The organism is Agaribacterium sp. ZY112 (assembly GCF_041346925.1).
Lineage (GTDB): Bacteria > Pseudomonadota > Gammaproteobacteria > Pseudomonadales > Cellvibrionaceae > Agaribacterium.
This window is the reverse complement of the sequence record NZ_CP166840.1, coordinates 1003087-1028391: the sequence shown is the minus strand read 5'-3', so window position 1 is coordinate 1028391 and position 25305 is coordinate 1003087. Positions and strand designations below refer to the sequence as shown.

General features: G+C 43.3%; 20 protein-coding genes. 6 read left to right on the top strand and 14 right to left on the bottom strand.

Going from position 1 to position 25305, the window contains the following annotated elements:
- The first annotated feature begins 2 nt into the window (after window positions 1–2).
- Window positions 3–929: an alpha/beta hydrolase gene (locus tag AB1S55_RS04505; protein WP_370980597.1), complete on the top strand. Its 927-nt coding sequence runs from the start codon at window positions 3–5 to the stop codon at window positions 927–929.
- Here the strand turns inward: AB1S55_RS04505 and AB1S55_RS04500 are convergent, their stop codons facing one another.
- A complete protein-coding gene (locus AB1S55_RS04500) occupies window positions 930–1814 on the bottom strand; it encodes a LysR family transcriptional regulator (RefSeq protein ID WP_370980596.1) in 885 nt (294 codons plus the stop codon).
- A 172-nt stretch (window positions 1815–1986) separates the two neighbouring features.
- On the opposite strand from AB1S55_RS04500, the gene AB1S55_RS04495 reads away from it, so the two are divergent.
- Window positions 1987–2838: a pirin family protein gene (locus AB1S55_RS04495; RefSeq protein WP_370980595.1), complete on the top strand. Its 852-nt coding sequence runs from the start codon at window positions 1987–1989 to the stop codon at window positions 2836–2838.
- A 50-nt stretch (window positions 2839–2888) separates the two neighbouring features.
- On the opposite strand, the gene AB1S55_RS04490 is transcribed toward AB1S55_RS04495, so the two are convergent.
- From AB1S55_RS04490 to AB1S55_RS04480, 3 genes are all read right to left on the bottom strand, one after another.
- Window positions 2889–3611, bottom strand: a complete 723-nt coding sequence (locus AB1S55_RS04490) for a SapC family protein (protein ID WP_370980594.1) — start codon at window positions 3609–3611, stop codon at window positions 2889–2891.
- 15 nt (window positions 3612–3626) lie between these two features.
- The gene (locus tag AB1S55_RS04485; RefSeq protein WP_370980593.1) at window positions 3627–5180 is read right to left on the bottom strand and encodes a tryptophan halogenase family protein; all 1554 of its coding nucleotides are present in this window, start codon (window positions 5178–5180) and stop codon (window positions 3627–3629) included.
- Between the two features lie 253 nt (window positions 5181–5433).
- Window positions 5434–8226 carry a TonB-dependent receptor gene (locus AB1S55_RS04480; protein WP_370980592.1) on the bottom strand — a complete coding sequence of 931 codons (2793 nt, stop codon included), beginning with the start codon at window positions 8224–8226 and terminating at the stop codon, window positions 5434–5436.
- Window positions 8227–8576: 350 nt separating this feature from the next.
- Here AB1S55_RS04480 and AB1S55_RS04475 point away from each other — a divergent pair, with 350 nt between their 5' ends.
- Together AB1S55_RS04475 and AB1S55_RS04470 are read left to right on the top strand one after the other, a co-directional pair.
- Window positions 8577–8873 carry a cytochrome c gene (locus AB1S55_RS04475; protein ID WP_370980591.1) on the top strand — a complete coding sequence of 99 codons (297 nt, stop codon included), beginning with the start codon at window positions 8577–8579 and terminating at the stop codon, window positions 8871–8873.
- A gap of 70 nt (window positions 8874–8943) precedes the next feature.
- Window positions 8944–9951, top strand: coding sequence for an alpha/beta hydrolase family protein (locus AB1S55_RS04470; RefSeq protein WP_370980590.1), 1008 nt, complete (start codon window positions 8944–8946; stop codon window positions 9949–9951).
- A gap of 48 nt (window positions 9952–9999) precedes the next feature.
- Here the strand turns inward: AB1S55_RS04470 and AB1S55_RS04465 are convergent, their stop codons facing one another.
- From AB1S55_RS04465 to AB1S55_RS04440, 6 genes are all read right to left on the bottom strand, one after another.
- Window positions 10000–10689 (bottom strand): response regulator transcription factor, encoded by a 690-nt coding sequence (locus AB1S55_RS04465; protein ID WP_370980589.1) that lies wholly within the window; start codon window positions 10687–10689, stop codon window positions 10000–10002.
- A 28-nt stretch (window positions 10690–10717) separates the two neighbouring features.
- On the bottom strand, window positions 10718–12610 hold the full coding sequence (locus tag AB1S55_RS04460; protein WP_370980588.1) for an ATP-binding protein: 1893 nt from the start codon (window positions 12608–12610) through the stop codon (window positions 10718–10720).
- Between the two features lie 46 nt (window positions 12611–12656).
- Window positions 12657–14123, bottom strand: coding sequence for a tol-pal system YbgF family protein (locus AB1S55_RS04455; RefSeq protein ID WP_370980587.1), 1467 nt, complete (start codon window positions 14121–14123; stop codon window positions 12657–12659).
- A gap of 133 nt (window positions 14124–14256) precedes the next feature.
- Entirely contained in the window at window positions 14257–15351 is a 1095-nt protein-coding gene (locus tag AB1S55_RS04450; protein ID WP_370980586.1) for a 6-bladed beta-propeller, read from the bottom strand.
- A gap of 279 nt (window positions 15352–15630) precedes the next feature.
- A complete protein-coding gene (locus tag AB1S55_RS04445; protein WP_370980585.1) occupies window positions 15631–16413 on the bottom strand; it encodes a phytanoyl-CoA dioxygenase family protein in 783 nt (260 codons plus the stop codon).
- A 553-nt stretch (window positions 16414–16966) separates the two neighbouring features.
- Window positions 16967–18484, bottom strand: coding sequence for a DUF3360 family protein (locus AB1S55_RS04440; RefSeq protein ID WP_370980584.1), 1518 nt, complete (start codon window positions 18482–18484; stop codon window positions 16967–16969).
- A 154-nt stretch (window positions 18485–18638) separates the two neighbouring features.
- Here AB1S55_RS04440 and AB1S55_RS04435 point away from each other — a divergent pair, with 154 nt between their 5' ends.
- Complete coding sequence (locus AB1S55_RS04435; protein WP_370980583.1) at window positions 18639–19526, top strand: LysR substrate-binding domain-containing protein; 888 nt, start codon at window positions 18639–18641, stop codon at window positions 19524–19526.
- Between the two features lie 163 nt (window positions 19527–19689).
- Here the strand turns inward: AB1S55_RS04435 and AB1S55_RS04430 are convergent, their stop codons facing one another.
- The 4 genes from AB1S55_RS04430 to AB1S55_RS04415 are packed head-to-tail and all read right to left on the bottom strand — an operon-like array spanning window position 19690 to window position 23063.
- Complete coding sequence (locus AB1S55_RS04430; RefSeq protein WP_370980582.1) at window positions 19690–20892, bottom strand: sensor histidine kinase; 1203 nt, start codon at window positions 20890–20892, stop codon at window positions 19690–19692.
- Window positions 20893–20927: 35 nt separating this feature from the next.
- A complete protein-coding gene (locus AB1S55_RS04425) occupies window positions 20928–21614 on the bottom strand; it encodes a response regulator transcription factor (protein WP_370980581.1) in 687 nt (228 codons plus the stop codon).
- Between the two features lie 21 nt (window positions 21615–21635).
- Window positions 21636–22046: a DUF3019 domain-containing protein gene (locus tag AB1S55_RS04420; protein WP_370980580.1), complete on the bottom strand. Its 411-nt coding sequence runs from the start codon at window positions 22044–22046 to the stop codon at window positions 21636–21638.
- Window positions 22047–23063 (bottom strand): MipA/OmpV family protein, encoded by a 1017-nt coding sequence (locus AB1S55_RS04415; RefSeq protein WP_370980579.1) that lies wholly within the window; start codon window positions 23061–23063, stop codon window positions 22047–22049.
- Window positions 23064–23246: 183 nt separating this feature from the next.
- Between AB1S55_RS04415 and AB1S55_RS04410 the strand changes: the two genes are divergently transcribed.
- Window positions 23247–25268, top strand: coding sequence for a beta-propeller domain-containing protein (locus AB1S55_RS04410; RefSeq protein WP_370980578.1), 2022 nt, complete (start codon window positions 23247–23249; stop codon window positions 25266–25268).
- Window positions 25269–25305: the final 37 nt, after the last annotated feature.

Below are 25305 nucleotides of genomic sequence, written 5' to 3'. Positions count from 1 at the left end.
TCATGAATAAACGCGTTAATAAGATCATCACCTATATAACAGTAAGCCTATGCGCCACAGCAACTGCTTTTTATTTTTCTATATGCTGGTACTTTAGCGGTTTAGTACTCTTTCCCTATTACGATGCACAAGCCGTTAAAAGCATACAGCTGCGTGAATTGGCAGATAATGTAGAGCGCATACAAATGCCCAGCCCTGTCTCGGGCATCATCGATTTTTGGTACATCAAACACGAAGAACAAGCACCTTGTGTTGTGATTTATAACCACGGTTGGGGCGAACAACGCTTGCAAAGCGATAAATTTAGCCCCGCGTTTAACGACTTTAAATGTGCCGAACTGCGCTATGACATGCGTGGTCATGGCCGTCGTGTTGGCGAAAGTGTTGGCGGTGGACACCTAGAAAAACAAGAATTACAGGCCTTGCATCAATGGCTTATAAAGGCAAAAGGTTACCGAGAAAATCAAATTGCTTGGTTTGGCTTAAGCTGGGGAGCGGCAACAGTATTACAAGCCGCTTCCCTAGATAGCCGACCCGCATTTGTTGTCTCCGACTCGGCGTTTCAAGATTGGGAAAGTGCCATTTTCGAACGCGGCGTCAGGCAATACGGAGCATGGGTGCTCGCATTTAAAAGCGGGGTTAACTTGATGCTCAAACTTCGAGCTGGAGTCAGCTTCTATGATGCTAGCCCTCTTAAATCGGCCCCAGCTATCAAGGTGCCCGTCTTACTTATCCACTCGCAGAGTGATACCGCAACAGCCAGCCAGCAAAGTTTAAACATCAGCCGGCAACTGCGTAGCCCTCATCATTTTCAGCACAGCGACTGGGGCTCGGATCACGGTGACGATATCCTGACTCGCCCCAAAGAGTATCAACAGCTAATCAAAAACTTTGCCGCTAAGTACGCTCCTTCTTTTGGGCAAAAATAGCTAACTTACCGCTTTTAACTCTGCCGCAAGCTGTCTTACCGCAGGCGAAGCATAACTTTGATTTGCAGTCACAAGATAAAGCTGAATATAGCGCACACTGCTAAAGGCCAAGTTTAACTGAACGAGTTCACCCCGCTTCAGCTCTTGCTCTATTAAGGGCTGAGGTAAAAACGCAAAGCCCAAACCCGCCTTGACCGCAGCCAAACAACTCGAAAAGTGACTCAAGGTCCAGCGCTGTTCCGAGCCAAGCCAGCCCACATTCTGCTCTCTGCGCCGACCGGAATCGCGAATAAGTAAATGCCGCTGAGCTGCCAGTTCATGCTCGCTGATGTCATTTTGCGCCGCCAAGCTATGTTGCTTATACACAACCGGCAGCATAGCAACAGCACACAGAGGCTCACTTAAGAAACCCGGTGGTACGTGAGGAGTAATAGCGAGATCGGCTCGGCCTTCAAGTAAGGCCTCATCGGTACCACTTAAGGTTGTCTCCAGAACACGAATATGTACATAAGGTTGTTGCTTAGAAAAGTGTGCCAAGGCGTCAAACAAGCGATGTATCGGAGCTAGAGTTTCTACAGCAATGCTGATTTCACTTTGCCCAGCTTCAGCCAAACAGACGGCAGCTTTATCAAGGGCTGCAGCTTGATCTAACAAACTGCAAGCTCTGCGATACAAAAGCCGCCCCAGCTCGGTCAATTCAGCTTTTCTGCCCCGAATGGCTAAGACTGGTGCTGGTAAATGCTCTTGTAGCTGCTTAATAGCGTAACTCACACTGCTCTGACTTTTATTGAGCGACTCAGCAGCAGGCTCATAGCCACCTTGCTCGACCACAGCTCTAAAGGCTGCCCATTGCTCCAAACTAATCTTACTTAATTTAAATGACATACATTTATTATCTCGATGAATAGCATTCAATATTCACACCCATCTATCTATTTTTCAAATATATGATGTAATCAAATACAGCAGAGTAATAACGCAGATAAGAGACCCCACTTAAGCACTGAGCTATCACCAGCAGTTCAGGCGCTTAAACACATCAAGAGGAGCAGGGGATATGAGAGAAACAAAGCTAATGCATATTTTTACAGCAAACACAGCCACCGATGGAGATGGTGTGCATTTGTTACGCGTCTTTGGCGGGCACAGGCTAGAGCTATTTGACCCTTTTCTCATGCTCGACGAATTTGGCTCCAAACAAGCAGATGATTATATTGGTGGCTTTCCTTCCCACCCTCATCGCGGCTTTGAAACCATTACCTATATGCTAAAGGGCAAAATGGAACACCGTGACCACATGGGTAACGTCGGTTTATTAGAAGATGGTGGCGTGCAATGGATGACAGCAGGCAGTGGTGTTATCCACTCAGAGCTGCCCAAACAAACCAAAGGTGAAATGAGAGGTTTTCAGCTTTGGTTGAATCTTGCCAGTAAAGACAAACTACAAAACCCAAGCTACGAAGATGTACCTGCTAACAAAATACCTATCTATGAGTTAGGCAAAGCTAAAGTTAAGGCCATTGCCGGCTCGTTGCTGATCGAGGACACCCTAGTTGAGGGATATTTCAATAAAGACACGACTAAACCACTCTACCTGCATATAGAGCTAGAAGCAGGACAAAACTTAACACTGGCCGTTGCTAGTGAACTGCAAAGTTTCATTTATAATTTTGATGGTGAATTAGAGCTAAATGGAGAAACACTCAACAAACAAGAGCTAGCTAGATTCAAACAAGCAGGACCTATTCATGTTAAAAACAATAATCAATTTAGCAGTGAATTTTTACTCATTGCAGGAAAACCACTGCAAGAACCCATCGTTCAGCACGGGCCTTTTGTGATGAATAGCCAGAGCGAGATAAAGCAAGCTATTCGCGATTATCAAGAAGGAAAGCTGGTACAAAAATAAGTTGATATTCAAGCTAGGGCTTATGCACTAAACCCTAGCTTGAAGTTAGACTATGATTTACTAAGACGCTTATTCTTAAGCGCAATTAACTTTCTAATCTGGCCCATAGATGCAGCAATAAGTGCTGCTGCCTGTAAATAGCCTAACTTGTGCAAAGCAAGTGTTTGTTCATCATCTAATTCGGCTATATTTTTTTCATTAATGGTATAAATACCATCATAACTTTTTTGCTCGCCATCAATAAAGCTAACCTCTATACGCGCACTTTCTATCAGCTCCAGCTCTACCATTTTCTCAACAAACTTATTATTTGACTCAACGCCGGTCATCAGCGAGCCAAGCACTTTATTCATATTTTCTAAGTAAGGGCTTGCAGAGCCATCATCATTAAATAGCGGTTCTCCTTTATCTTCCTGAAGGCGCTTACTGTCAGCATCAATACTTAACACAGCTTTCTTCTCTTCAGTATCCCCTCCCTGATATGCAACCATAAATGGTTGTCGACGAACATGCAGAGGAACATAAGTCGCATTCCAATCATTACCCTCAAGAAATAGATTTTCACCTGGTTCAAAAGCAAACAAAGCAAATAAACCAAAACGGCCTGTTTCAGCATCTTTCATAAAGACAACGGGGTAATCAAGCACCAAGCTCCTTAGCTCATCGGCAACAACAGGAACAAAATGGACACTTTCACCAAATTGCTCACCACGCTCAGTGATGACTTTTAAATTCTTATGCTTATTACTATCTAATAATTCAGGCTTCGCCACTAGATTTACTCCTTGTTAAACTTTCTGCAAACCGAACTCATGAATTTTATTAATTAATTCACGGTTTTTCGGCAAATTCTGCACCCAATTATTGGATACTTTTTTATTCATTAAAAAACTAGACTCTGCTTGCTTAAGTGCACTGTCACTCATACCAAGGTGACTCGCTTGCGTCTGAAAGCCCATACCATAAAGTACATATTGATAGCTGGCCGCAGGAAACACTTCTGCCGCTCTATCAAAGTCATCATGCCATGGATATTGATAAGTCCACAATGTCATCAACTCCTGAAGACTATCAGGAATAGTTTCTTTTTTTCTATTATCTATCCAGAAATCACTATCTTCACGCTGACTCAAAATATAGTGCAATTTAAGAAAATCAATAATACGCTGCCAGCGATACAGGAAGGTTGAATTAAAGCGCTTAGAAACCACATCCATCGCTTCGCGTGTTGTCGGTAATTGCTCTGCAATCATTGTCGCTGACATTTCGACCAAGACCAAAGCCGAGGCTTCTAGTGGTTCTAAAAAACCGGCCGATAAACCCACTGCGACACAGTTCTTATGCCAGAACCTTTCTCTATGACCCGGTTCAATAGGTATTTTTCTAAATGCTAAGTCATCGACACTGTCAATGGAATCTTTCAAATATTCTTTTAGGGCATTCTCAGCTTTTTCTTGTGTGGTATAAGCACTGGAATAAACATGCCCCACACCACGGCGAGTAGAAAGACCGATATCCCAAATCCAACCCGCTTCTTGTGCAGTAGAAATAGTATGCGATGCAATCGGATCCTCCTTACTTTGATAAGGAACCTGAACAGCCAAGGCCGTATCTAGAAATAAAACATCTTTACAAGATTTAAATGGAACTTGGTAAAAATCACCTAAGAGTAATGACTTAAAGCCCGTACAGTCGATAAATAAATCACCACTTAATTCACTATTTTCTTGAGTAGTCAGTGAGCGAATATCGCCATTTTCAGCGGCATTGACAGATAACACATCATCAAGCATATGCTTAACGCCTAGCTTATCAACACAATGTTTCTGCAAAAATTTAGAGAAAGTGCCTGCATTAAGGTGATACGCGTAATTCGCAATCGCTCCATATTCAGGCGTGGTAATGGATTTAGGCGCTAAACCACGCTCGCAAAGAGCCTCTTGAGGGCAAACAGCCTCGGAAAAGCTAAGGCCTTGATTATCTTTCAGCCAGTGAGGGGCTAAGTTCGCATTAGAAAAGTCTTGGGGAAGAATAAGAGGGTGGTAATAAAAATCATCATCTGCGCCTGTTACCCATTTAGCAAATTTAGCCCCTTGCTTAAAAGAAACATCACATTCGCGAATAAAGTCAGTTTCACGCACACCCATTTTTTTTAAGGTATTACGCATAGTTGGCCAAGTTCCTTCACCAACACCAACAATAGGAATATTAGGACTTTCAATTAATGTCACTTGAACTGTAGCGGCACTGTCTTTTTTTAACTTTGCCGCAATAGTACCAGCTGTTAACCAACCTGCAGTGCCACCACCAACAATAACGATATTTCTTATAGCTTGAGCCATTGCTCTTCCATACTTATTTTTATAACCCAGTCATTGTATATCAAAAGGTACTTGATTCTAAACAGGGCTAAGCAGTAAGGCATTCAGCTTATATATCCCTGTATTCAGGCAGTACCGTTTATCCTGAAACCACGATTAATATGGAAGTAGTGAATATTGAAATACGTAGAAACTACTGCCAATAAAAAAGGCCGTCACTTAACAGTGACGGCCTTAAAACTACCCACAGGTAGTAAGGTGGAGAGACTTACTACTAGAACTTCATACGTACACCAAAGTTATAACGGGCGCCGCCAACTTCGTAATCAACGATTTGATTTTCCCATCGTCCATGACGCTCAGTGGCATTGTTGGTGATGTTTAAGCCATCAACAAACACATTGATATTATCATTAATATCATAACTCACACTCAAATCTAGCTGATCATAAGCTGCTGTGATCGTTGGCTCATCATTGGTTTGGCGCAGTAAAAACTTATCACGCCAGTTATAAGCAAGGCGGGTTTGGAAGCCATTCTTCTCGTAGAAAGCGACAATATTTGCAGAGTCACTTAAGCCCTCTAGAGCCAGTTCATTTGTCAAACTATCAACATCATAGAAATCATCGCTATCTACAATCGTATAGTTGAAAATACCACCAAAGCCACTCTCACCAAATAGATGCTGGACGTTAAACTCCCAACCGGTCACTTCAGATTCATCCAAGTTTTGAGGTGTAGTCACCTGCCACGTAATTACCGGATCAGTAGGTTGAGATAAACACGCATCAACAGGATCAAGAACTGATCCAGCAGGACAACCTGGACGCGCGGCAGCAGCTGGGCTAGTTAAAGGTCCATTAGGGCCAGAGATTACACGATCCTCTGTACCAGATGCGATAAAGTTATCAACCTTCTTAATAAAGTAACCAGCAGAAGCATAGCTGCCATCTGCATAATAGTACTCTAGAGAAAAGTCAAAGTTATCTGATTCAAACGGTTTGAGGTTTGGGTTACCCTGATTAGCAAGGAAAGGACCAGTAGATAGATGATTAGTTAAATCCGTACCTGGGTACATCGCATCGATATTGGAGCGAGCAATGGTCTTGCTATAAGAAAAGCGAGTCACTACTGACTCATCTAAGAAAGCCAAACTTAAATCCATATTGGGGAGCAGGTTAGTGTAATCACCAGCTAGCTCATCACGCTGCTCCATCTCGATCTGATACTTGGACATTTCTAAGTCCGTTACCCAATTAAAACCAACTACAGGGCTATCAGTAAGTGTATAAGACTCCACGTCCGTCTGCTCATAACGAGCACCAATATTCGCACGACCAACAACAGAACCAAAATCATGCTCAAGATCAACACTAACATACGCAGCAGTAGTGTCTTCTTCAATTCCGTTTACGGTTAATCCGGTTGGCGCTTTTAAATCCTGCGCCTCAACCATATTAATAAACTGATCAGCACTGAAGACCGGTAAGTATTCAAAACCTATACCACCAGGGGACATATAGATATCTAAACCAGAGATATCCATAGCACCACCGCTTAGACCAAAGTTAGCACTATAAAGATCAGTAACATCCACTTCATATTTAGTAGACGACAAACCAAAGTTAACAGCTTTTAGAACCCCCATATCAGCGGCCCAAGTACCGTCAAACTGGACTTGAGAAATGGTATTTTCCATTTCATAACCACGCTCTTGGTAAAGGTCACCTTCAATATTTTTTTTACTATAAGCTCCACCAGGCAGGGTAGAGTCATCATAATAAGCCCAAGGGCGTTTACCACTAAAGTCTGCAGCAATGCTTGTATAACCAATTACATTATCAGAATCATCTCTAAGCTTGGTACTTCTTAGGTTGGCTATACGCTCTGTTGGTCGAGCACCCGGGTTAGAATGAGATGTAGACTGGTGAGCATCTAACGTAAAGCTTAAGCTTTCGGTCGCATCCCACTCAATATTTAAACCAACAGAGTCACTCTCTCTTTCAAAGGCGTATTCCCAAGCCCAATAATTAAGCTCATCTTGTTCACGAGCGGGGTTAATGATAGTACCATTTCTATCAGCAGCACCTGATTCAACATTATCAAACCAGAAGCTGGCGCGATTCATTTTTCCTTCATTCTCATAACGAGACATGGTGTAATCAGCAGTCACCGTCAAGTTATCTGTGGGTGCATATTGTAATACCAACTGAGCGTTATCGCGGGTACGCTCATAGTCAGCACTGTCTAAATCAACAGTCGGAACTTGCCATGTATTCAATGTAGGGTTTTTACCAGTATCAATAGCACTAGTATCAGGACTAGAACCTTCAGCAAAACCTGGGTAACCACCCCAACCATTCTGAGTACCAATACGGTCAATGTGGTATTTACGTTCTGAGCGAGAAGCGCTTAACATCACACCAAACATATCATCAGCGAAAGTCTGGCTGATCATACCTGATATATCAGGTGTTAAGTTTTCAACCTTTGCATCCACACTACGGTCTTGGGTCGCAGAAACTTTTACTGCGGCTTTAAAACCATCGTAATCAAACGGACGAGCCGTTTGCATATCAATGGTTGCACCTAAACCACCACCACCCGTATCAGCACGGCCGGTTTTATGTACACTTACCCCTTTAACACTTTCTGCTGCAAGTTCATTAAAATTAAAGCTGCGTGCGACTGGATCACTGGCTAAAGAAGAAGAGTTAGGCATTTGACGACCATTTAAGGTCACCATATTAAATTGTGGGCCAAAACCACGAACCGTTACTTGGGCACCCTCACCATTAGCACGAGAAATCGATACACCTGTAATACGCTGCAAAGATTCTGCAAGGTTAGTATCTGGAAACTTACCGATATCTTCAGATGAGATTGCATCAACAACACCACCTGACTCACGCTTGATATCCATAGACTGGATAAGTGAACCACGAATACCAGTAACAAGTACTTCTTCATCCGCTGTTTCTTGTGCCATAGAGGCTTGGCTTGCCATTACAGCAACAATCGCCATGGGCAAAGCTTTACGACTAAATATTTTATTTTTATTGTTCATATGTAACATCCCTTCAGAGTAATGAGCTCATATCTCCATAACCGCTCACATCAGGTGCAGTACTACACCAAGATGATGTAAGGGCCTGAATTGATAGAAGCTTGAGCGCTTTTTTATTGTGATGCAGCTCAAACTTATCACTTACCGTAAAAGAGCTCGCAAGGCTTGTCAATTAAGTATTGACACAAATCAAGATGAGGAAATAGACGTCACAGTTTTACCCAATTTAAATGCTTTAAATGCCAAAACGGCTAAATTACAGTAACGCATGTTGATTATTTGAGCTTTGCCAAAAACACAGGTGAGTTAATTCATTACAGTCTTACTAATAAACGGAGGAAGAAGTAACAATGAAAAAGATCTTGTCCATTACAGCTTTAGTTTTTATAAGTTTAAACACTTATGCGGAAAAACCTGCCAAAGAAGCCTCATGCGCAGCTTGCCACGGCGCACTTGGAGCCAAACCTATTACACCTCTATACCCTAAATTAAATGGCCAAAATCAAGCCTATCTTGAGGCCGCATTAAAAGCCTATAAAGCCGGTGACAGAAAAGGGGGAATGGCGGGAGTGATGGCAGCTCAATCTACTGGCTTAAGTGATGCTGACATCAAAGCGCTTGCAGCTTATTACGCCAAGCAAAAATAAATTTAATAACCAATACCAGCAATAAGGTATACATAAAGATCTAAAAGTATAAATATGACGTATCTTTACTATGAAGTTTAGATACCCATTTTTTACTCTACTCGTCTTCTTATCGGCTTGCCGCAATAAGGACCCCAATACGTCCGAAAACCCAACTTTATTTGGCCCCAGCCCAAATACTATTGCGGCAAGCCCAAGCCCAAGCCCAAGCCCACCAAGCCCAAGCCCAAGCCCAAGCCCAAGCCCAAGCCCAAGCCCAAGCCCAAGCCCAATAGGGCATGATGAGCTCAGCCCAGATACACAAACACTACAACGTATTTATTGGGGCAATGAAGCACAGCAGTATGCAGACTTATATCTACCGCAAGGCGAAGGCCCTTTCCCAACTATTGTGATGATTCATGGCGGCTGCTGGAGTGCTAGCTGGTCTCTAAGCTTGCAATCTAGGCTTTCTGAAGCATTCAGACAAAAAGGTTATACGGTATGGAACATAGAATATCGACGAATGGGGAACGGGGGGCAATGGCCGCAAATGTTTATCGATGTCCACTTAGCCACTGAATACTTACTTGAATTGAATGAGCCAAAGGTCGACTTAAGCAACGTTGTTTCAATCGGCCATAGTGCCGGTGGACATTTAGCTCTATGGTTAGCGAGCCGCTCCTCTATTGAGCCAGGCTCAGTACTATCAAGCACCGTCAACCTACCAATTAAAGCCGCCATATCACTCGCAGGAATACCTGACCTTACGCAAGCAGCATGTGGTAACGAGCTACAAATTATTGATGGCATAAATTTAAGTGACAATGAGCTACAACAAAGACTAAATCAAAGCTCACCAATAGACATGCTGCCTATTCAAGCTCCAAGCTTATTAATAAGTGGCAGTGAAGACAGCCTATCCACAGAAGAGCTCAACCAAGCATACGCTGCCAAAGCTACAAGCTTAGGTAGCAGTAGTGAATATATCTTAATTGATAGGGCCGACCATTTCTTTGTGATTGACCCTGCCATCATTAACACAACAAATTTGGATGAAAAAATCAGGCAATTATTACTTGAAACCAAGCAGCAGTAAAAAGTAAATTAAATAAAAATAACGGGAAACTATAAGCGTCTATTAGCACTACAACAAGTTGAAGCGATAGCCAACATCACGAATAGACACAATATATCGGGGCTTCTTACTGTCTTGTTCGATTTTTTTACGCAGCGTATTCACACAGCGATCAACACTTCGCTCTGTCGTTAAAATACTGCTATGCCAAACAGCATTAAGTAAATTATTTCTAGTAAGAGCTTGCCCTTGTTTTCGTAGAAAGTACAATAGCATTTTATATTCTTTTGGTGTCAGTTTAATAAGACCTCGCTCTTTGTGCGTGAGCGTCTTAGCTTTGGTATCTAATATATAGTCCGAGAACTCAAATAGTTGAGGTTGCTTAGCCTTATAGCGACGAATAAAGGCCTCACAGCGAGCATGCAATTGATTAATACTAAATGGTTTAACAACATAATCATCCGCCCCCAGATTTAAACCTCGTACTATATTCTCTTCCTCACCTTTTGCTGTAAGCATAATAATAGGTGTATCAATATCGGCCTCACGTATTTTTTCACAGATTTCAAAGCCATTCATTAATGGCAACATAAGATCGAGAAGAATAATATCAAATTCATTATTTAAAGCTGTATTTAAAGCTTTCTCGCCATCCATTTCAAAACTTACGTCATAACCTTTTTGGTCATAACTATCACGCAACCCCCGCATAATGGCGTAATCATCTTCAATAATTAAAATTCGATTTCTATTACTCATTACTTACACCCTACGCTTCCATACACCACTAAAACAGTGGCAGCTTTAATGTGAATTCGGATCCACAACCGAGCTCACTCTTAACGGATAAAGTACCGCCATGCTGCTTAGCAATATACATAGAAATATATAGACCTAATCCGCAACCTTCAGTTCGACGATTTAAGTTTTGATCAACACGATAAAATTGCTCAAACACTTTAGTTTGATGCTCTTTGTTCAAACCTACACCATTATCCTGAACATCGACATAAAACCACTTATCGTCCTTAAAGAAGGATAAACATATTTCTTTATTGTCTCCGGTGTATTTATAAGCATTTTCAAGCAAGTTTCTTATCACCACTTCAACTTTATCGTTATCAGCATATAGCTCAGTATCGCCACACAAACACCGGTGATCAAACTTGACTTGCTTATCTAGCAGCCTATCTTCAAACGAGGAAACAACGCAATTATATAGATCTGAACATAGAAAGTATTTCTCATCAAAACCATAACGTCCCCGATCTATTCGAGAGAAGGCTAGGAAGTTATTGACCAAACTGGTAAGCCTAGTATTCTCTGAGGAAATTATTCTGATATATTCAAGTAATCGAGTATCTTTGATATCACCATCGGCAATAAGATTGTCAGTCAAAATCTTCACCGAACTAAGAGGAGTTCTTAATTCATGACTCACTGTTGCCATCATGTCATTTTTCAATTCACTTAATTTATCCTGTCTGCGCATACGCCAGAAAATATAACAAGCAGATACTGTTAGAATAAAAACTAAACTTACTGATAAGACGAAATACAGTGACACCAACTTGCCTGAGGCGGCTAACCAGCGGCCATCACTACTTGGTTCTACAGCCAGAACGAGTGAAGAGAACGGCTTCGGCATAATCACCCGATATAAGAAGTCGTCACCTGATACAACCCCATTATTTACAATACGTAAGTGACCGGTAAAACTGGGTTGAAGTGATAAGAACTCTTTTTCTATCTGAGACTCAATTAGTTTTTTATCAACTACAAAATCCAATCGCTCCACTTCATCGCGCAAACGCAAATAGTGAATCGCTTTGCCCTCGTAATCATACTGAATTACTCGAGACTGATCACTCCATGACACATCAAAATCTTTACGTGTACGATACAAGCCAAAATCTAGATAGAACAACTCTAAAGACGAAAATGGCCAGTCACCAAGCTCTACCAGTGAATACTCGGCTAAGGCTCTAATCAAGTTTACGCGAGACGAAGCCTGATTCAATGTAGTCATGTCGTTTAAAATCGACACTGCAGATGACTTTATATTTTCCGTTGGCAACTTGTGTTTTTCGGATAAGAACAATGCTCGTCGAATCGCATCAAAACGATGATCTCGATGACCTCTTTGTTCATAGCATCGCTCATTACGATAAACAGACAAATAACTGTCGACAGATGCCCGCCACTTCTCTTGTTTCTCTTCTAAACGAGCCAGAGCTAATTTAGCTCGACATAATAACGTTGGGTCTTGCTCATAAGAGCTTTTATATAGATCACGTGCTAAATCGTAGTTTTTATTTTTAAATTCTTCTCTCTGAGCGCTCTTCCACAATTCACTATTTATGCGTGCATGCACTAGTCTTTTTGAAGGCTTGGGGATTAGAGCATTATCGTTGTTGTCCCACAGATAAAATCCAGAGACATGAATACCATTGACATATTTATAAAGATCTACATCACTATTATTCTTATACACACCTTTTGCCTGACTTAATTCATTAAGCCAATATTTAGAAACCACACTTACACTGTGCTCAACATCTCGTTTATAAATTGATTCTAGCTTTTTCTGAGTAGCCAAACGCTCATTATCTAAGCTGTAATAAATGAAGCCCAATACCGAAGATACTGGGAGAAACAAACCAACAATGAAAAAAGCCACTGTAGGATTAGCTACAGCGGCAAGTAATAGAGAACGATTAATACGTTTATTCCTTTGTCATTTCGCTTAGAATTTGGTCAAACTCTGACTTTTCAATCTTGTAAAGGTCTTTAGATGTATAAAAAACCAAGCTATAAATCTTAGGTTTTTCAGCTTGTATCCAAACTCTATCTTCTACGGTTTCCCATTTGTTGTGAGTCCAACTACCCAGATGACGAGCACTTGGCATTCCCGCATAATGAGTTAACTGCCGGCTCGACTCATCAACCTTATACGTTTTATAAAAGCTTTTTGCCCACTTAATTGAATCTTCAGTCTTATCGCTTAGATCCGCTTTATCCCAATCAAATTCGTATTCTTTTTTCCAACCTAAGGTCATTGAGCTATTAAAATCAAAAGGGAAAAAGGCGACTTTTTGGCTCTCATCATTTCTACCGGTTACATCATAAGCTTTCCAACCTACTGGTAGCTTAATATTCAGCTTATTATCAGAACTTAGATACTTGGTCTCCTCCAGTGCTGACTGTGAACTTGCCCCAACCAAAACAACATCATTCACTTTCGAGGTAAACCTTAATGGAAGACGTTTTTCCGATTGGTCGATCCAACCGGTTTGCTCATAAACCAGCTCCCCCGTTTCTACTTTTAGTTTAATATTGATTTTCCATGCAGGAATATCCTCACCTAGATAGTTGTATTTAGCGCTGTCATCGAGCACCTTTACATCAATAATAAAATAACCCAGATTGCCAGCATAATAGGCTTTAATCTTAGTTTCGTAGTTTTGTTTATATGGGAGGCGGCGAACAAGGTCGTCTAATTGAATGCCAGAAAAAGCATGTGCAACTGGTTCAAAGTCATATTTCTGCCCCATATAAAGGTGCTCAAAACTAACCTTTTCGCCTTCATTAATTAGATTAAATTCTGTAATGCCTTGAATACTTTTGGTGAGGCTAATAAAACCAGCGTCATCAACGCGGCTGCGCACTTCTTGGTGACTTAGCTGATTTGCCATGCTCGAGACAAAGTTAACATGCGTTAGCCAATGATCACCAAGTGCTTGCGCATTCTGCATTAATTTGACCATGGTGGTGTAGCCCGTAAGGCGGCCATCGGGCTGCAACATTTCAAAATCCAGTACTTCGCCGTGACTCCATGGCTCGGCCAACAATTCATCCGCTGTTAAGAACTCACTTTGCTGTTCTTGATTAAAATACGCTGCAACGTCATCCACATCTAAATAAGACTGTTTAAGCTCCTGATATAAAGTATTTGTGCGGTCCACTTCGCCCAGCTGCTCAAGACATTGAGCAAGTCTTATCATTGACAATGCTTTTAGTTGTCGATCAGCCGTTGCTTCAATGATGTTTGTATATAACTTCGCAGCCTGCTCTAAATCGCCTACGGTTTCTTGTTGATAAACCGCCTCATCCCAAGCTCGATCTTGCTCCGTGGCCATGACCGCAACTGAAAAACAACCCGATAACAATACAGCTGCTATTATTTTTTTCATCAACATAGTTTGCTCCTGCTTAGATTCCTATTCTCTATGCCGTACAGTCTAACGAGCTATTATCCTGTTTTTGTCACCAAAGGGAAAAAGCAGCCACAAAAAAGGCCCCGAAGGGCCTTTAATCATCGTTATATTAAACTCGCGTGAGCTTAAATGGATAGGTCTGCTTGGCCCGCCACTGCCCCACATAAAGACTTCCCTCATCATCCACAGCCATGCCGTGTACATGATTAAAGATATCCCAGCTTGTGCTCATTGTTTGCAAAACACCGTCTTTATAGACAGGTGCTTCACCACCGAGGTTGGCAACAATTTTGTTGTCGCGATCAAACACGGAAATAAAACCGCTGTCTTCCGCATTGGCATCATTAATGTGTGACCAACATACAGGCGCAAAAAAGTGCTCGCCCTCAAATACAGGGCCGTGAATATAGGCTCCTGGGGTTGCAATCGTTTCTCGAAAACTACCATCAAGATTAAATAACTTGAGGCACTGCTGCCAGCGTGAGCTCACGATAAGGTGGGGGTCTGCGGGGTTACGTAAATCGACACCAATACCGTGGGTATTAACTAAATTGTAATTCTCATCGCTGTTATCGGCACCACCCCAGTGGCGCACATAGCGACCGTGGCAATCATACTGAATAACAAAATCTGAGCCGTAGCCATCGGTGACGTAGATATCGCCATTCGGAGCTACAGTGATATCGGAAGGGCGGAAAGGCATATCAGGCTCATAAATACCAATCGTCACAGGGTGGCCAATGGTATAAACAAGGCGACCATCCAAAGTAAGCTTGGCGACAAAACCTTGCTGAGCAACCACTTTGTTGGTTGGTGAGTCCCATGCATCAGTATTGATGCCATCCCAGTGGCGGTTAAGCACCCAGCCGTGATCAACGACATAGAGAAATTCTTCGCCGTTTTCATTCACAATTTCAATCGAGTGGGCGCCAGGGTATTCACTGCCCCAAGCATCGAGTAATTTGCCGCTCTTATCGTAAACAACAAAGTTGTTTTTAGTATTGTCGGTCAACATGATGATGCGATTCTGACTATCGATCACCATGTCGTGGCAGTTTTCTACGGGATAGGCGCCACTGTCCAATTTACCCCACTGAGTATCAACGTGATATTTAAAATCACCCTGACCCACGATCATGCCGTGAGGGTCCTTGCCCGACTTAGGCAAAGGAATGTTTTCTTGTTTATATTTAGCTTCGCTCATAACTGACTCTGTTTGAGAGAATAGGTCGGCACCTTGTTATGCCGACATTTAGTGCAAAGGGTCCACTTAAGAGCTTCGTAGGCCGGCCTTCCCAGTAGAGTGTTTTCACAAGACGCAGCAAACCCAATCCATGGGGGCTGCGCAGCGACTTCTCGACAATAGCTCCTGCGTTGCTCTAACTCCTACTTCCATGGAGTCGCATATCGCTGAGCCTTGCTCAAAGCACTCTACAGGCAAAGCCTAAGTATTAAGAGAACAGCATCGCAGTGTAAATAGACCTTAAGCTTCAGTAGCCTCGGCTTCTTCACTCCAATTCAAGATCGCATCATCATCTACACGATCAAGAGGGTAATAAACCGCTTCGTTTTCACGGAAAGCTTGATTGCTAATGGCGTTATAAGCGCAAATAATGGACCAACGCGGGTGCTCACTGCGATTCTGGTTACTCTTGTGTAACAAGTTACAGTGGAAAAACAAAGTATCACCGGGCTCTAGCTCAACATTAATCAGCTCGTGATATTTCATCGCTTCATCCACAAACTGCATCTCTGCGCCTTTTTGGTCACCGGTGCGGCTGTGGTCCAAACGGCCCAATTTATGAGAGCCTTTTAATACCTGTAAACAACCGTTTTCAGTCGTCGCTTTATTAATAGCGATCATGCAGCTGATGGCCTTTGGGTAAAGCATCAAATTATCGTGATGCCAGTAACCAAAGTCTTGATGCCATTCCCACGCACCACCAACAAATGGCTCTTTCATCATGATCTTAGTACTGGTGTGATACGTTGGCTCACCAATAATCTTTTCACAGCTGTCTACCAAACGGCGGCTGCGGCTGAACATAGAGTACAGATCACTGCCTGTTTCTTGCCAGATACATACCTTGCTGACCGTACCTTCAGCATCTTTCTTGTGCCATGCATCATTGTGCAAACGCGGATCGGCAAAAGCCGCTTCTTGTAGCTTAGCGACCTCTTCATTATTGAAATAACCACGAGCAATGACGTAACCGTCGCGCTCGAAATCGGCCATTTGTTCTGCTGTTAATTCAATCTGGCTCATGGGCTCAACCTCTTTGTTATAGGCAGTAATTCTGTGTAGCTCTGCAATGCAGTAAGGCTATAGCCGTATTGGATAATACGATTAGGCGCGCATTTTCCTTGTTGCCGATCAAAAATCAAGCAATTTATTTTGTATTTAAAGTTTTTTTTCACATATAAATAAAAAACGGCCTCACACTTAAACAAGAAAACACGTTTAAGTGCGAAGTAGTCAGAGAAAACTGTTGTAGAAGAAGGGGCCTAGAACGGTTTAATGGCTAAGAGCGAGAATTAGCCACCCAAAGAGATCTCATGCTTGCAGTCGTCACAAATGCAAGCTGTGCTTAACATCGGTGATGAGCAGCGCGGGCAAGGCTTGTACCTAAGCTGGCTATCATTATGACAGTATAAGTACAGCCGCTCTTGAGCGACGGAGGGCAAGAAAAAAAAGGCCGTCAGCAGACGGCCAAACCGACTTACGCCGGACTCACTGCTGACTGCAACAGACAGTAAGATTAGAAAAGTGGTTAGTTCCCATGGCATTTTGAACTCCTAGTTCAACGCTGGTTGAACTGTTAATTAAGTCCCAAGCTCTGCATTAGGCTGGGTAAACCAGGCAACATACCGACCCATGCCATGGCAAAAAGGCTGACTGCAAAGGTGATTCCAGGAATAACAATACGATCAGAAAAGGTTAGCGACTTAGCGCGCTTTTTATCCCCGGTCAGACCATTGTTATCAAGCAACATTGTCACTGACCAACCAAATACCGGGTTCACAACAGCTGAGGCCAAAATACAGATACCCGCTGTTTCCGCGCCTTTGGCGTCATCGATCATCTGAATACCAGCCTCAAGTAAAGGCATAAACACCCCCACTAACAGCGCAATACACATAACCGGCTTCCATACGGTGATATCCATCGGATAGCCGGAAACAGCCAACACCACACATAAGAGCCCAGTTAAGATCGCGCCAGCTGGAATAGGGCGTTTGGCAATCGCACTAGGAATCATAAAAGTACCCCAGCTTGAGGCGACATTACCGCCACCAATGACAGCTGCAGTAGCCTGACGAATCGAGCATGAAGTCATGGTGTCATCCACGTCCATCAGTACATTTTTAGCTTCTTTGGGGTAATTTAGCTCTTGAAAGACACGGTGACCCAAAAAGTCAGGGGACCACATGGCAACCGCAAGAATCGCAAAGGGAGCTACCGCAATAAAATGATCCAGCGTAGGTAGGCCCAACTTCCAGCCCGTATCTTGGCCCCACCAATAACTAGGGCTTAGGTTTGGTAAACCCGGCGCCGTCGAAAACTCAAAGGGCGCGCCCAGCACAAGTGCAATCACAATGGCTAACGCTGAGCACAGAGGGATGGCCAGCCAGCGTTTACCTATTTTTGCCAACCACGCGTAGGAAATAATGGTTGAAACTAAGACCCCCATAAATACAGGGCCTACATCATTAGCAAGCGCCCACTCACGAAAAGAACTTAACTGAGAGATAACTCCCATAGCACCTAAATAAATCAACAGCCCGCCCGACACAGAGCGAGAGCTCAAGTTCACCAATTTAGAGCCACCCTTGCTAATGCTTAAGGTCAACCCCAGCACGGCGATCATGATGCCAAGTGCCAAGGGGTGGCCACCAAAAGCGGCAATGGTGCCAATAAGGGGAATCATTGGCCCATGGTTACCCGCTAAGTTTGCACGCGGATTTAAAAAGCCAGATACCAGAACAACAAACAAAGTAGCCGATACCAGCAACTCCACTCGTACATTTTCAATAACAAAATCAATACCCAGACCATAGGCCTTGGCGTAAGCAGACATCACTGCCGAGAACATCACCGTAATACCAATAGTGCCAGCAATCGCAGGCACCAAGTCTTCCCATTCAAAGCGGTAATCGCGCCCAGGTAAGTTCATGGCCCATCGGCGCGGCTTCATAATTCGTAATTCGTGATCCAAATAAGCCGAACGAGATTCAAATTCACTGGCCGGAATATGCCTAGAGGCATAAGAACCTTGCTCAGTGTGCTCAGAGGCAGTTGCAGTATCTGCAGTCTGAACGTCCAACACCTTGCTCATTTTTTCCTACTCCAAAGTACAGCTTTAAGCTTCAGCAGCGGATTTAAGGGCTGTCGCTAAAAATGAATTTTTGTCTTTTCTTGGGTACAAATTTACTGTTATAAATGAATAATACAAACCAATCGTTGTGATTCGACACATCAGGAAAATTGATATGAAATTCAGCTTGAAGCAAGTACAGGTCTTCCAGTTAGTAGCTGAACTAGAAAGTGTTTCTGAAGCAGCTAAACAACTGCATATGAGCCAAAGTGCAGCGAGCATGGCGCTAGCCCAATTAGAGAGCCAGCTCGGTAAAGAGTTGTTTATCCGCCAAGGGCGACGAATGGCACTGAGTAACTGGGGTGCATGGCTTAGACCACACGCCTACAGCCTACTAGAAAGCTGCAATACCATTGAGCAAGGTATGCAGGATATGGACTTAATCAGTGGGGTATTACGTATAGGTGCAAGCCAAACACCAGCCGAATATATGGTGCCTCAGGTAATCAGTGCCCTAGACCGTGATTTCCCTCACCTTCAGCTTAAATTAGGGGTAGAAAATACTGAGCATGTAATCGAGGCTTTGCTCGACTATCGCTATGACCTTGGCATCATTGAAGGCCACTGTGACAGCAGCGAGATTCAACGCCAAAAATGGTGTGAAGACGAGCTAGTTGTCATAGCTGGAGTCGAGCACCCCTACACTAAAATGTCTGAGTGCAGTATTACTCAACTAGGCATGGCCCAATGGATATTAAGAGAGCACGGAGCCGGCACCCGAGAGATTTTTGATATCGCCGTACACGAGCACTTAGAGCAAATTCAAGTACATAGAGAGTATGAACAAAGTGCAGTGATTCTAGAACTGGTTAGTCACGGTCGTTATTTAAGCTGCTTGAGCCGCCGCCTTGTTCAGCCTTGGCTTGAAAGAGGGTTAATCAGTATTCTCAATACGCCTGCGCTATCGATGAAGCGTGACATTTCGTTTATCTGGAGACGCCAAGACGACGACAGTCCCAATCGCGATGCGCTAACCCGAGCGGCACGCAAACTTATTGATTAGTGCTATCAAGGTTTTTGATACTTTAGTTGTACAAAACATCATCTATATGCGCTATAAATCGACTAGGAGCAGGGAAGACATGAAGAAATACGCCGCTGTTTCCCGCCCTATTAGAGCTTTAGCGGGGTTTGCTTCGAAGCCATCAAAATAAATGATGGGAGATCTAGATCTCTTTAGGCAAGCACAACTGCACATTCAACCCACCTATAGAGGAGTCGTACAAGGTCATAGTGCCGCCATGTAACTGTACAATACGTAATACCGTAGGTAGGCCCAAACCAAAGCCCATATCTTGCTGTCCAGCTTTACGAGCAAACGGTAAAACCAACTGCTGCTTCTCGATATCACTAAGACCAGGGCCGTCATCACAGACTGATATACATAACTGACCAGCCTTTAGCTCAGCCTCAATTACAATACTTGCTTGAGCAAAACGAGCGGCATTAAATACTAGGTTTGAGAGTGCTAGCTTTATCAATAAAGCATCCATGCTTGCGAATAATTCCGGATCACACTGAACACTGATCTTTGCTGATGCTCGCCAACTGCACTGATCGCGAACTTGTTCCAGTAGATCAATAAGCCGCAACTCGTTCCTATCCAACTTTGTTGCCGCACCTATACGACTATAATCAAGCATCGCAGAGGTTAATAACTCAATTTCCTGCAAGTCCTCCGCGAGAGAGTCATACAAAGGTTTGGCCTGGGCATTGGCTTGATTAAGTTCAGCTAAGACAAATTTTGCACGAGCAAGCGGAGTGCGTAACTCATGACTCAAACCTCGAGTCAGCTCTTGCTGTGAACGAATCAGCCAAGAAATTTGCTCCGCCATCTGTTCAAAACTGTGTTGCATACTGGCAATTGGTTCTCTTGATGCCGGTAATTCAAGTTTTTGATCACAATCACGAGCAAAACTCATCATTGCTAGGCGTAAACGCTCTAAACCAGTAAGAATAGGTTGCAGCCACCACCATAGGATGAGCGCCAGCAACACATAAAACAATATGCTAAAGACGGCTTGCCACGAACTCTGCTTAGGTAAAGGACCCACAAGCACTTGTTTGTTTAAATCTAAGTAGTTCTTTATATAAAAATTTTGACCATTTAATTCAATTAGCTGAATTGAATGGCTACTTAACTGCTGGGGCTCTTCAAAATGCACCTCAGCTAATGAATTTATCTGAATATCATAGGGCAGGGATAAGGCTTCAAAATCAGAAGCTTGATTAGACTTTAGCTCTTGCTCAATAAGCTCGAAACTTAAGCTAATCCATGCATCTTGCTCTTTATCTTTGGGGTAAAGGCTTAACCAAAGTAAGTCACTCAAAAACACGGTGAACAGCAAAACACATAACAAAAGCGCCACACTGCGCCAGCTTTTAAAATGCTTAGCTATTGAGATCACCAAGCGTCAGGGACCAATAAATACCCCTGCCCCCTCACGCTACGTATGCGCTCGCTTTGAGCTTTTTGATCACCGAGTTTTTTCCTCATTCGAGAGATACGTATATCAACGGTTCGATCCAAACCGTCATATTCAACACCTCGAGCATGACGGCAGAGAGCTTCCCGACTGACTACATGACCGGCCTGTTTTACCAATAACTCCAACAATAAAAATTCCATTGAGCTAAGCCTAACCTCTTCACCGTTCAGCCAAACTTGCTGGGAGCTAGAAGACAGCTTTAAGGACTTAAACTCAATAAAGGTCTGCGCCTCTGCGCGTAAACGCTGCCGTAAAAAAGCGCGAATACGAGCGAGCAGTACCATTGGCTCAATCGGTTTTGAAAGGAAATCATCAGCTCCAGCATCCAAACCAACAACCTGATCAAGAGTACTATCGCGAGCTGTCAGCATGAGTATGGGGCCATGATGGTACTCACGAAGTTGAGCACACAGTGTGATGCCATCCCCATCAGGTAGCCCCAAATCAAGAAGAATAAGATCCGGTTTCTCTTTAACAAGCTCTAAAGCTTCTTCGCAGCTCGCCGCGCAATCTAACAAATAACCATTTTGGCAGAGGAAATTAGCCGTTAAGGCCGCTAATTTTTCATCATCTTCAACTAATAAAATGCGCGCGGCATTCACCGTAATTCCTTATTACCTAAACTAAATTAAATTCCAAATATGTCGGCGATTTCTAGCCTTATTACCACCACCTAAGAGTGTTGCAAGCTCTAGCTCTGCTGTTGCTAGTTTGATCTCAGAACCCCTCATACTTAACCAAAACTCAACATCTGAATCTATTGTAAATTCCGTTTCATATTCACCTGCCGAGCTTAAATGCCAGCACTGAAGTGGCTCCATCTCTGTCTGTGCAGAATAGACGCAGTAATTACCTTCGCTAGGCGCGGTCCAGCGCAAGCGCAACTCTAAAGAACAGGGCTTGCTTTCTTTATAGCGCAGACATAGCTTGGGTTTTACCCAAAGCTCTAATTTTGCCTCTTGCTTATCATCAGCCCCAAATACGGTAAAAGACAGAGAGAACAACAGGACCAATAACAGGCCTGACATTTTCATTTAGTAAAACTTGTATTTAATACCAGTAAAAAACGTGCTGATAGCATCGTCTTCTACTATCGGGCTGTCAACAATACTTGTATCCAACAATTTATAACGATAACTAAGCCCCCAAAACAAACGAGGGCTAATGGCGTAATTCAACAATAGAGAATATTCAGTGTTAATCGACGCACCGGGCTCATAAATAGCTTGAGCATTAGGGCTATCATTTTCGCTCACACCAAAATAGTAATTTGCTAGTTTATCGTCGAGCCAATTCCACTCAATTGCTGGCTGTAAATGCCAGCGCTGCCAAAGCACACTGTAACTGTAAGCAAGCTTCATTTTATGGCCATTGTGACGCCCACTAACATCCGTTAACGCAGCAAGATACATATCACCCAGATAAGCGCTATCACTACCAAGCTCGAATAAAAACTCACCGCCAGCTAATATCGATTGCTCTCGATCAGGTAAAGAATAACTGGACGTAGGCGAGGGGCTAAAAATAGGGCTAGGGGCCGGAGATGGCGTAGGGCTAGCAACAGGAGTCTCAACAAAGTCGGGCTGATCTTCGGCATCAGAAGGCGCAAGCGGCTCATCCAACCCAGCTCCGCCATCACTATCGTTATTATCACCACCAATAGGAGGGGGCTCAGGCCCCTGACCGGCCATTTCTTGTGTCCCACCAAGACCACCAACACTGATGCCAACATCAGCTAAGTTATTTAATACGCCTCGCTCATCGTTGAGTTCGGCTAGAGCATTCACAGACCACTGTTGGCCACTAAATAAGAATGCACCAAGATCGGTATTATCAAAAAAGAAGCGTTTGCCATACCAAGCAATATCGATATTTAAATATAAGGGCTGATTCTCTTGACCAAGCAAGGCTTGGCTACGCTCACCAATACCGGGCGCAAGCGCAATATACCACTGCGACTCTGATTCTTCGGCAAAGGTCGTCACGGCCATACCTAGCATCAAACTAAGTAGACACAGGACAATGGTTAAAAAGGCTAATTTACTTCTCATGCCACAAGCATAAAAAAGCCGGCCGCAAGTAACCAGCCTATTTTTGTAGCTAGTTTGTAACCATTTAATGGTGCATGGCAACGTTGTAGCTACAAAACAGCAACAAAACACTCAAAAAGATAACAGACCCCGTAAATATCGCTTAATACACTGTTGGCCAAAATCACCATAAGGACGATGGATATGCGACCAACATCATCAATTAAGTACCACACATTAATCACAGCGATCTCGGCATTAAGCCTAATAGGCTGCGGCGGCAATAGTGGAGATAGCCACTCAGGCAACAAACCTAATCAGCAGCGCAACAGCGAGAATAGTTATCTACAACAAGTAACAAGTGACGCAGAGCTAGAACACTCACTTAAAGCGCATTATCGCAGCAATGAATATCAACTAAGTGCAGGTGCAGACATACTTGAAGCCAGCATAGGTAGCATGCCGGAAAACATCGCACCAGAAGCCGACCAAACATTTAGCCGTACTTACGGCCTTGAAGATGCTGTGGCTGAGGCCGATATACTTAAATACGATGGTGAACATTTATATATCTTGAAAGCCGATAGAACTTGGCATAATTCTCAAACAAGTTGTGATAGTGAGTCTTGTGTAACATCACAAAATGAAACAGAAGCGGTTCGAGTTCTAGAAGTTGACCATCAAAATGCCTTGGCCAGGGCCTTAGAGCCAATAGAACTACCAAGTAGCGAGTTTGTTGAGGGGCTCTATTTAACTGAACAGCAGCTTGTATCAATCTCTAGCCAATACAGTTTTCACAGCTATGGTGATACTTGGATTGAACCCGCATTTTGGAGTCAAGAAAGCAGCTTTATCATTAGGGGGTTTAATAAAAACGAACAACGTGCAAACTGGCAACTAGAAATAGACGGCGCTTTAGTTCAAAGCCGCCGAATTGGTAATACTCTATATATTGTTAGCCGTTATAGCCCACACCTGGATGGACTCCCTCTATACCCAAGCACAGATGAGCAAGTATCAAAAAACAGCGACGCTTTAGATTTACTAGGACTTGAACAGCTTTTACCCAATATCGAAATAGCAGGCCAGCGCCAAACCTTGTTTACAGCTGAAGATTGTATGGTCTTAAACGCCGTCAATAATCAAGCATCTGGCTATCCTGTCATCACCAGCTTAAGTGCCATCGCGCTGGATACACCTGAACAAATAAATAGCCGCTGTATTGTCGCTCCAGCTAACGGTGTTTATGTCAGTGAAAAATCACTTTATTTAAGTGCTAATGAATATAGCGAGCAAGAACAACAAACCTTAATTCATAAATTTTCACTGCAAACTAGCGAGTTTGATTATCGCGGCTCTGCAACCGTCAATGGCAGCCTTTGGCTACATGGCAACAACGAGTTCCGCATTAGTGAATACAACGATGAACTACGATTATTAACCAGCCAATGGCAAGAGAATAGCAGTGACCGAATCGATCACTACCTGCATATCTTGCGTGAAGATGAACTTGAGCAAGAGTTAAATATTATTAGCACCTTGCCAAATGAAGAGCAGCCGGAAGAAATTGGCAAAGCAAATGAAGATCTCTACGGTGTTCGTTTCTTTAACGACCGAGCCTTTTTGGTCACCTTTGAACGCACCGACCCACTTTACATACTTGATCTTAGTGACGCTCAACAGCCCCTAATTGCAGGCTCACTGGAGATACCCGGTTTTAATGAATTACTGCACCCTGTTAATGATCAGCTATTGCTTGGTTTTGGCCAGGAGCAAGACAAACTCAAACTTGAGCTCTTTAATATTAGCGATATCAGCCAGCCCCGCAGCCTAGCAAAACAATATTTAGGTAACGAAAGTGGAGCTTGGTCGGAAGCGCTCCACAATCGACACGCCTTTACCTATTTAGCTGGTGAACACATCGATCGCATAAGTATTCCCACCGTCACTAATAGCACACAGCTTATCGATGCCGACTCTCCAAATCAGTTTCGCAGGCAGCTAGGAAAACTTTATCAATTTGAGCTAAGAAATAAGCACGCTTCTGCAGATGCAGCCGAATTAGCAATGATCGGCAGTATCCTTGCCGACACCGATGCCGACAACCAAGACTGGTATCCATCAAAACAGCGCAGCGTCATCCACCAAGACAGTGTGTTTTTCTTGAGTGGGGGGTTAATTTGGGCATCAAAATGGGAAGAGGAACAGGTAAACGGGCCTTTTTAATCTAAAGCCTTAAGTACGCAGCCGCCTTTATCGGCGG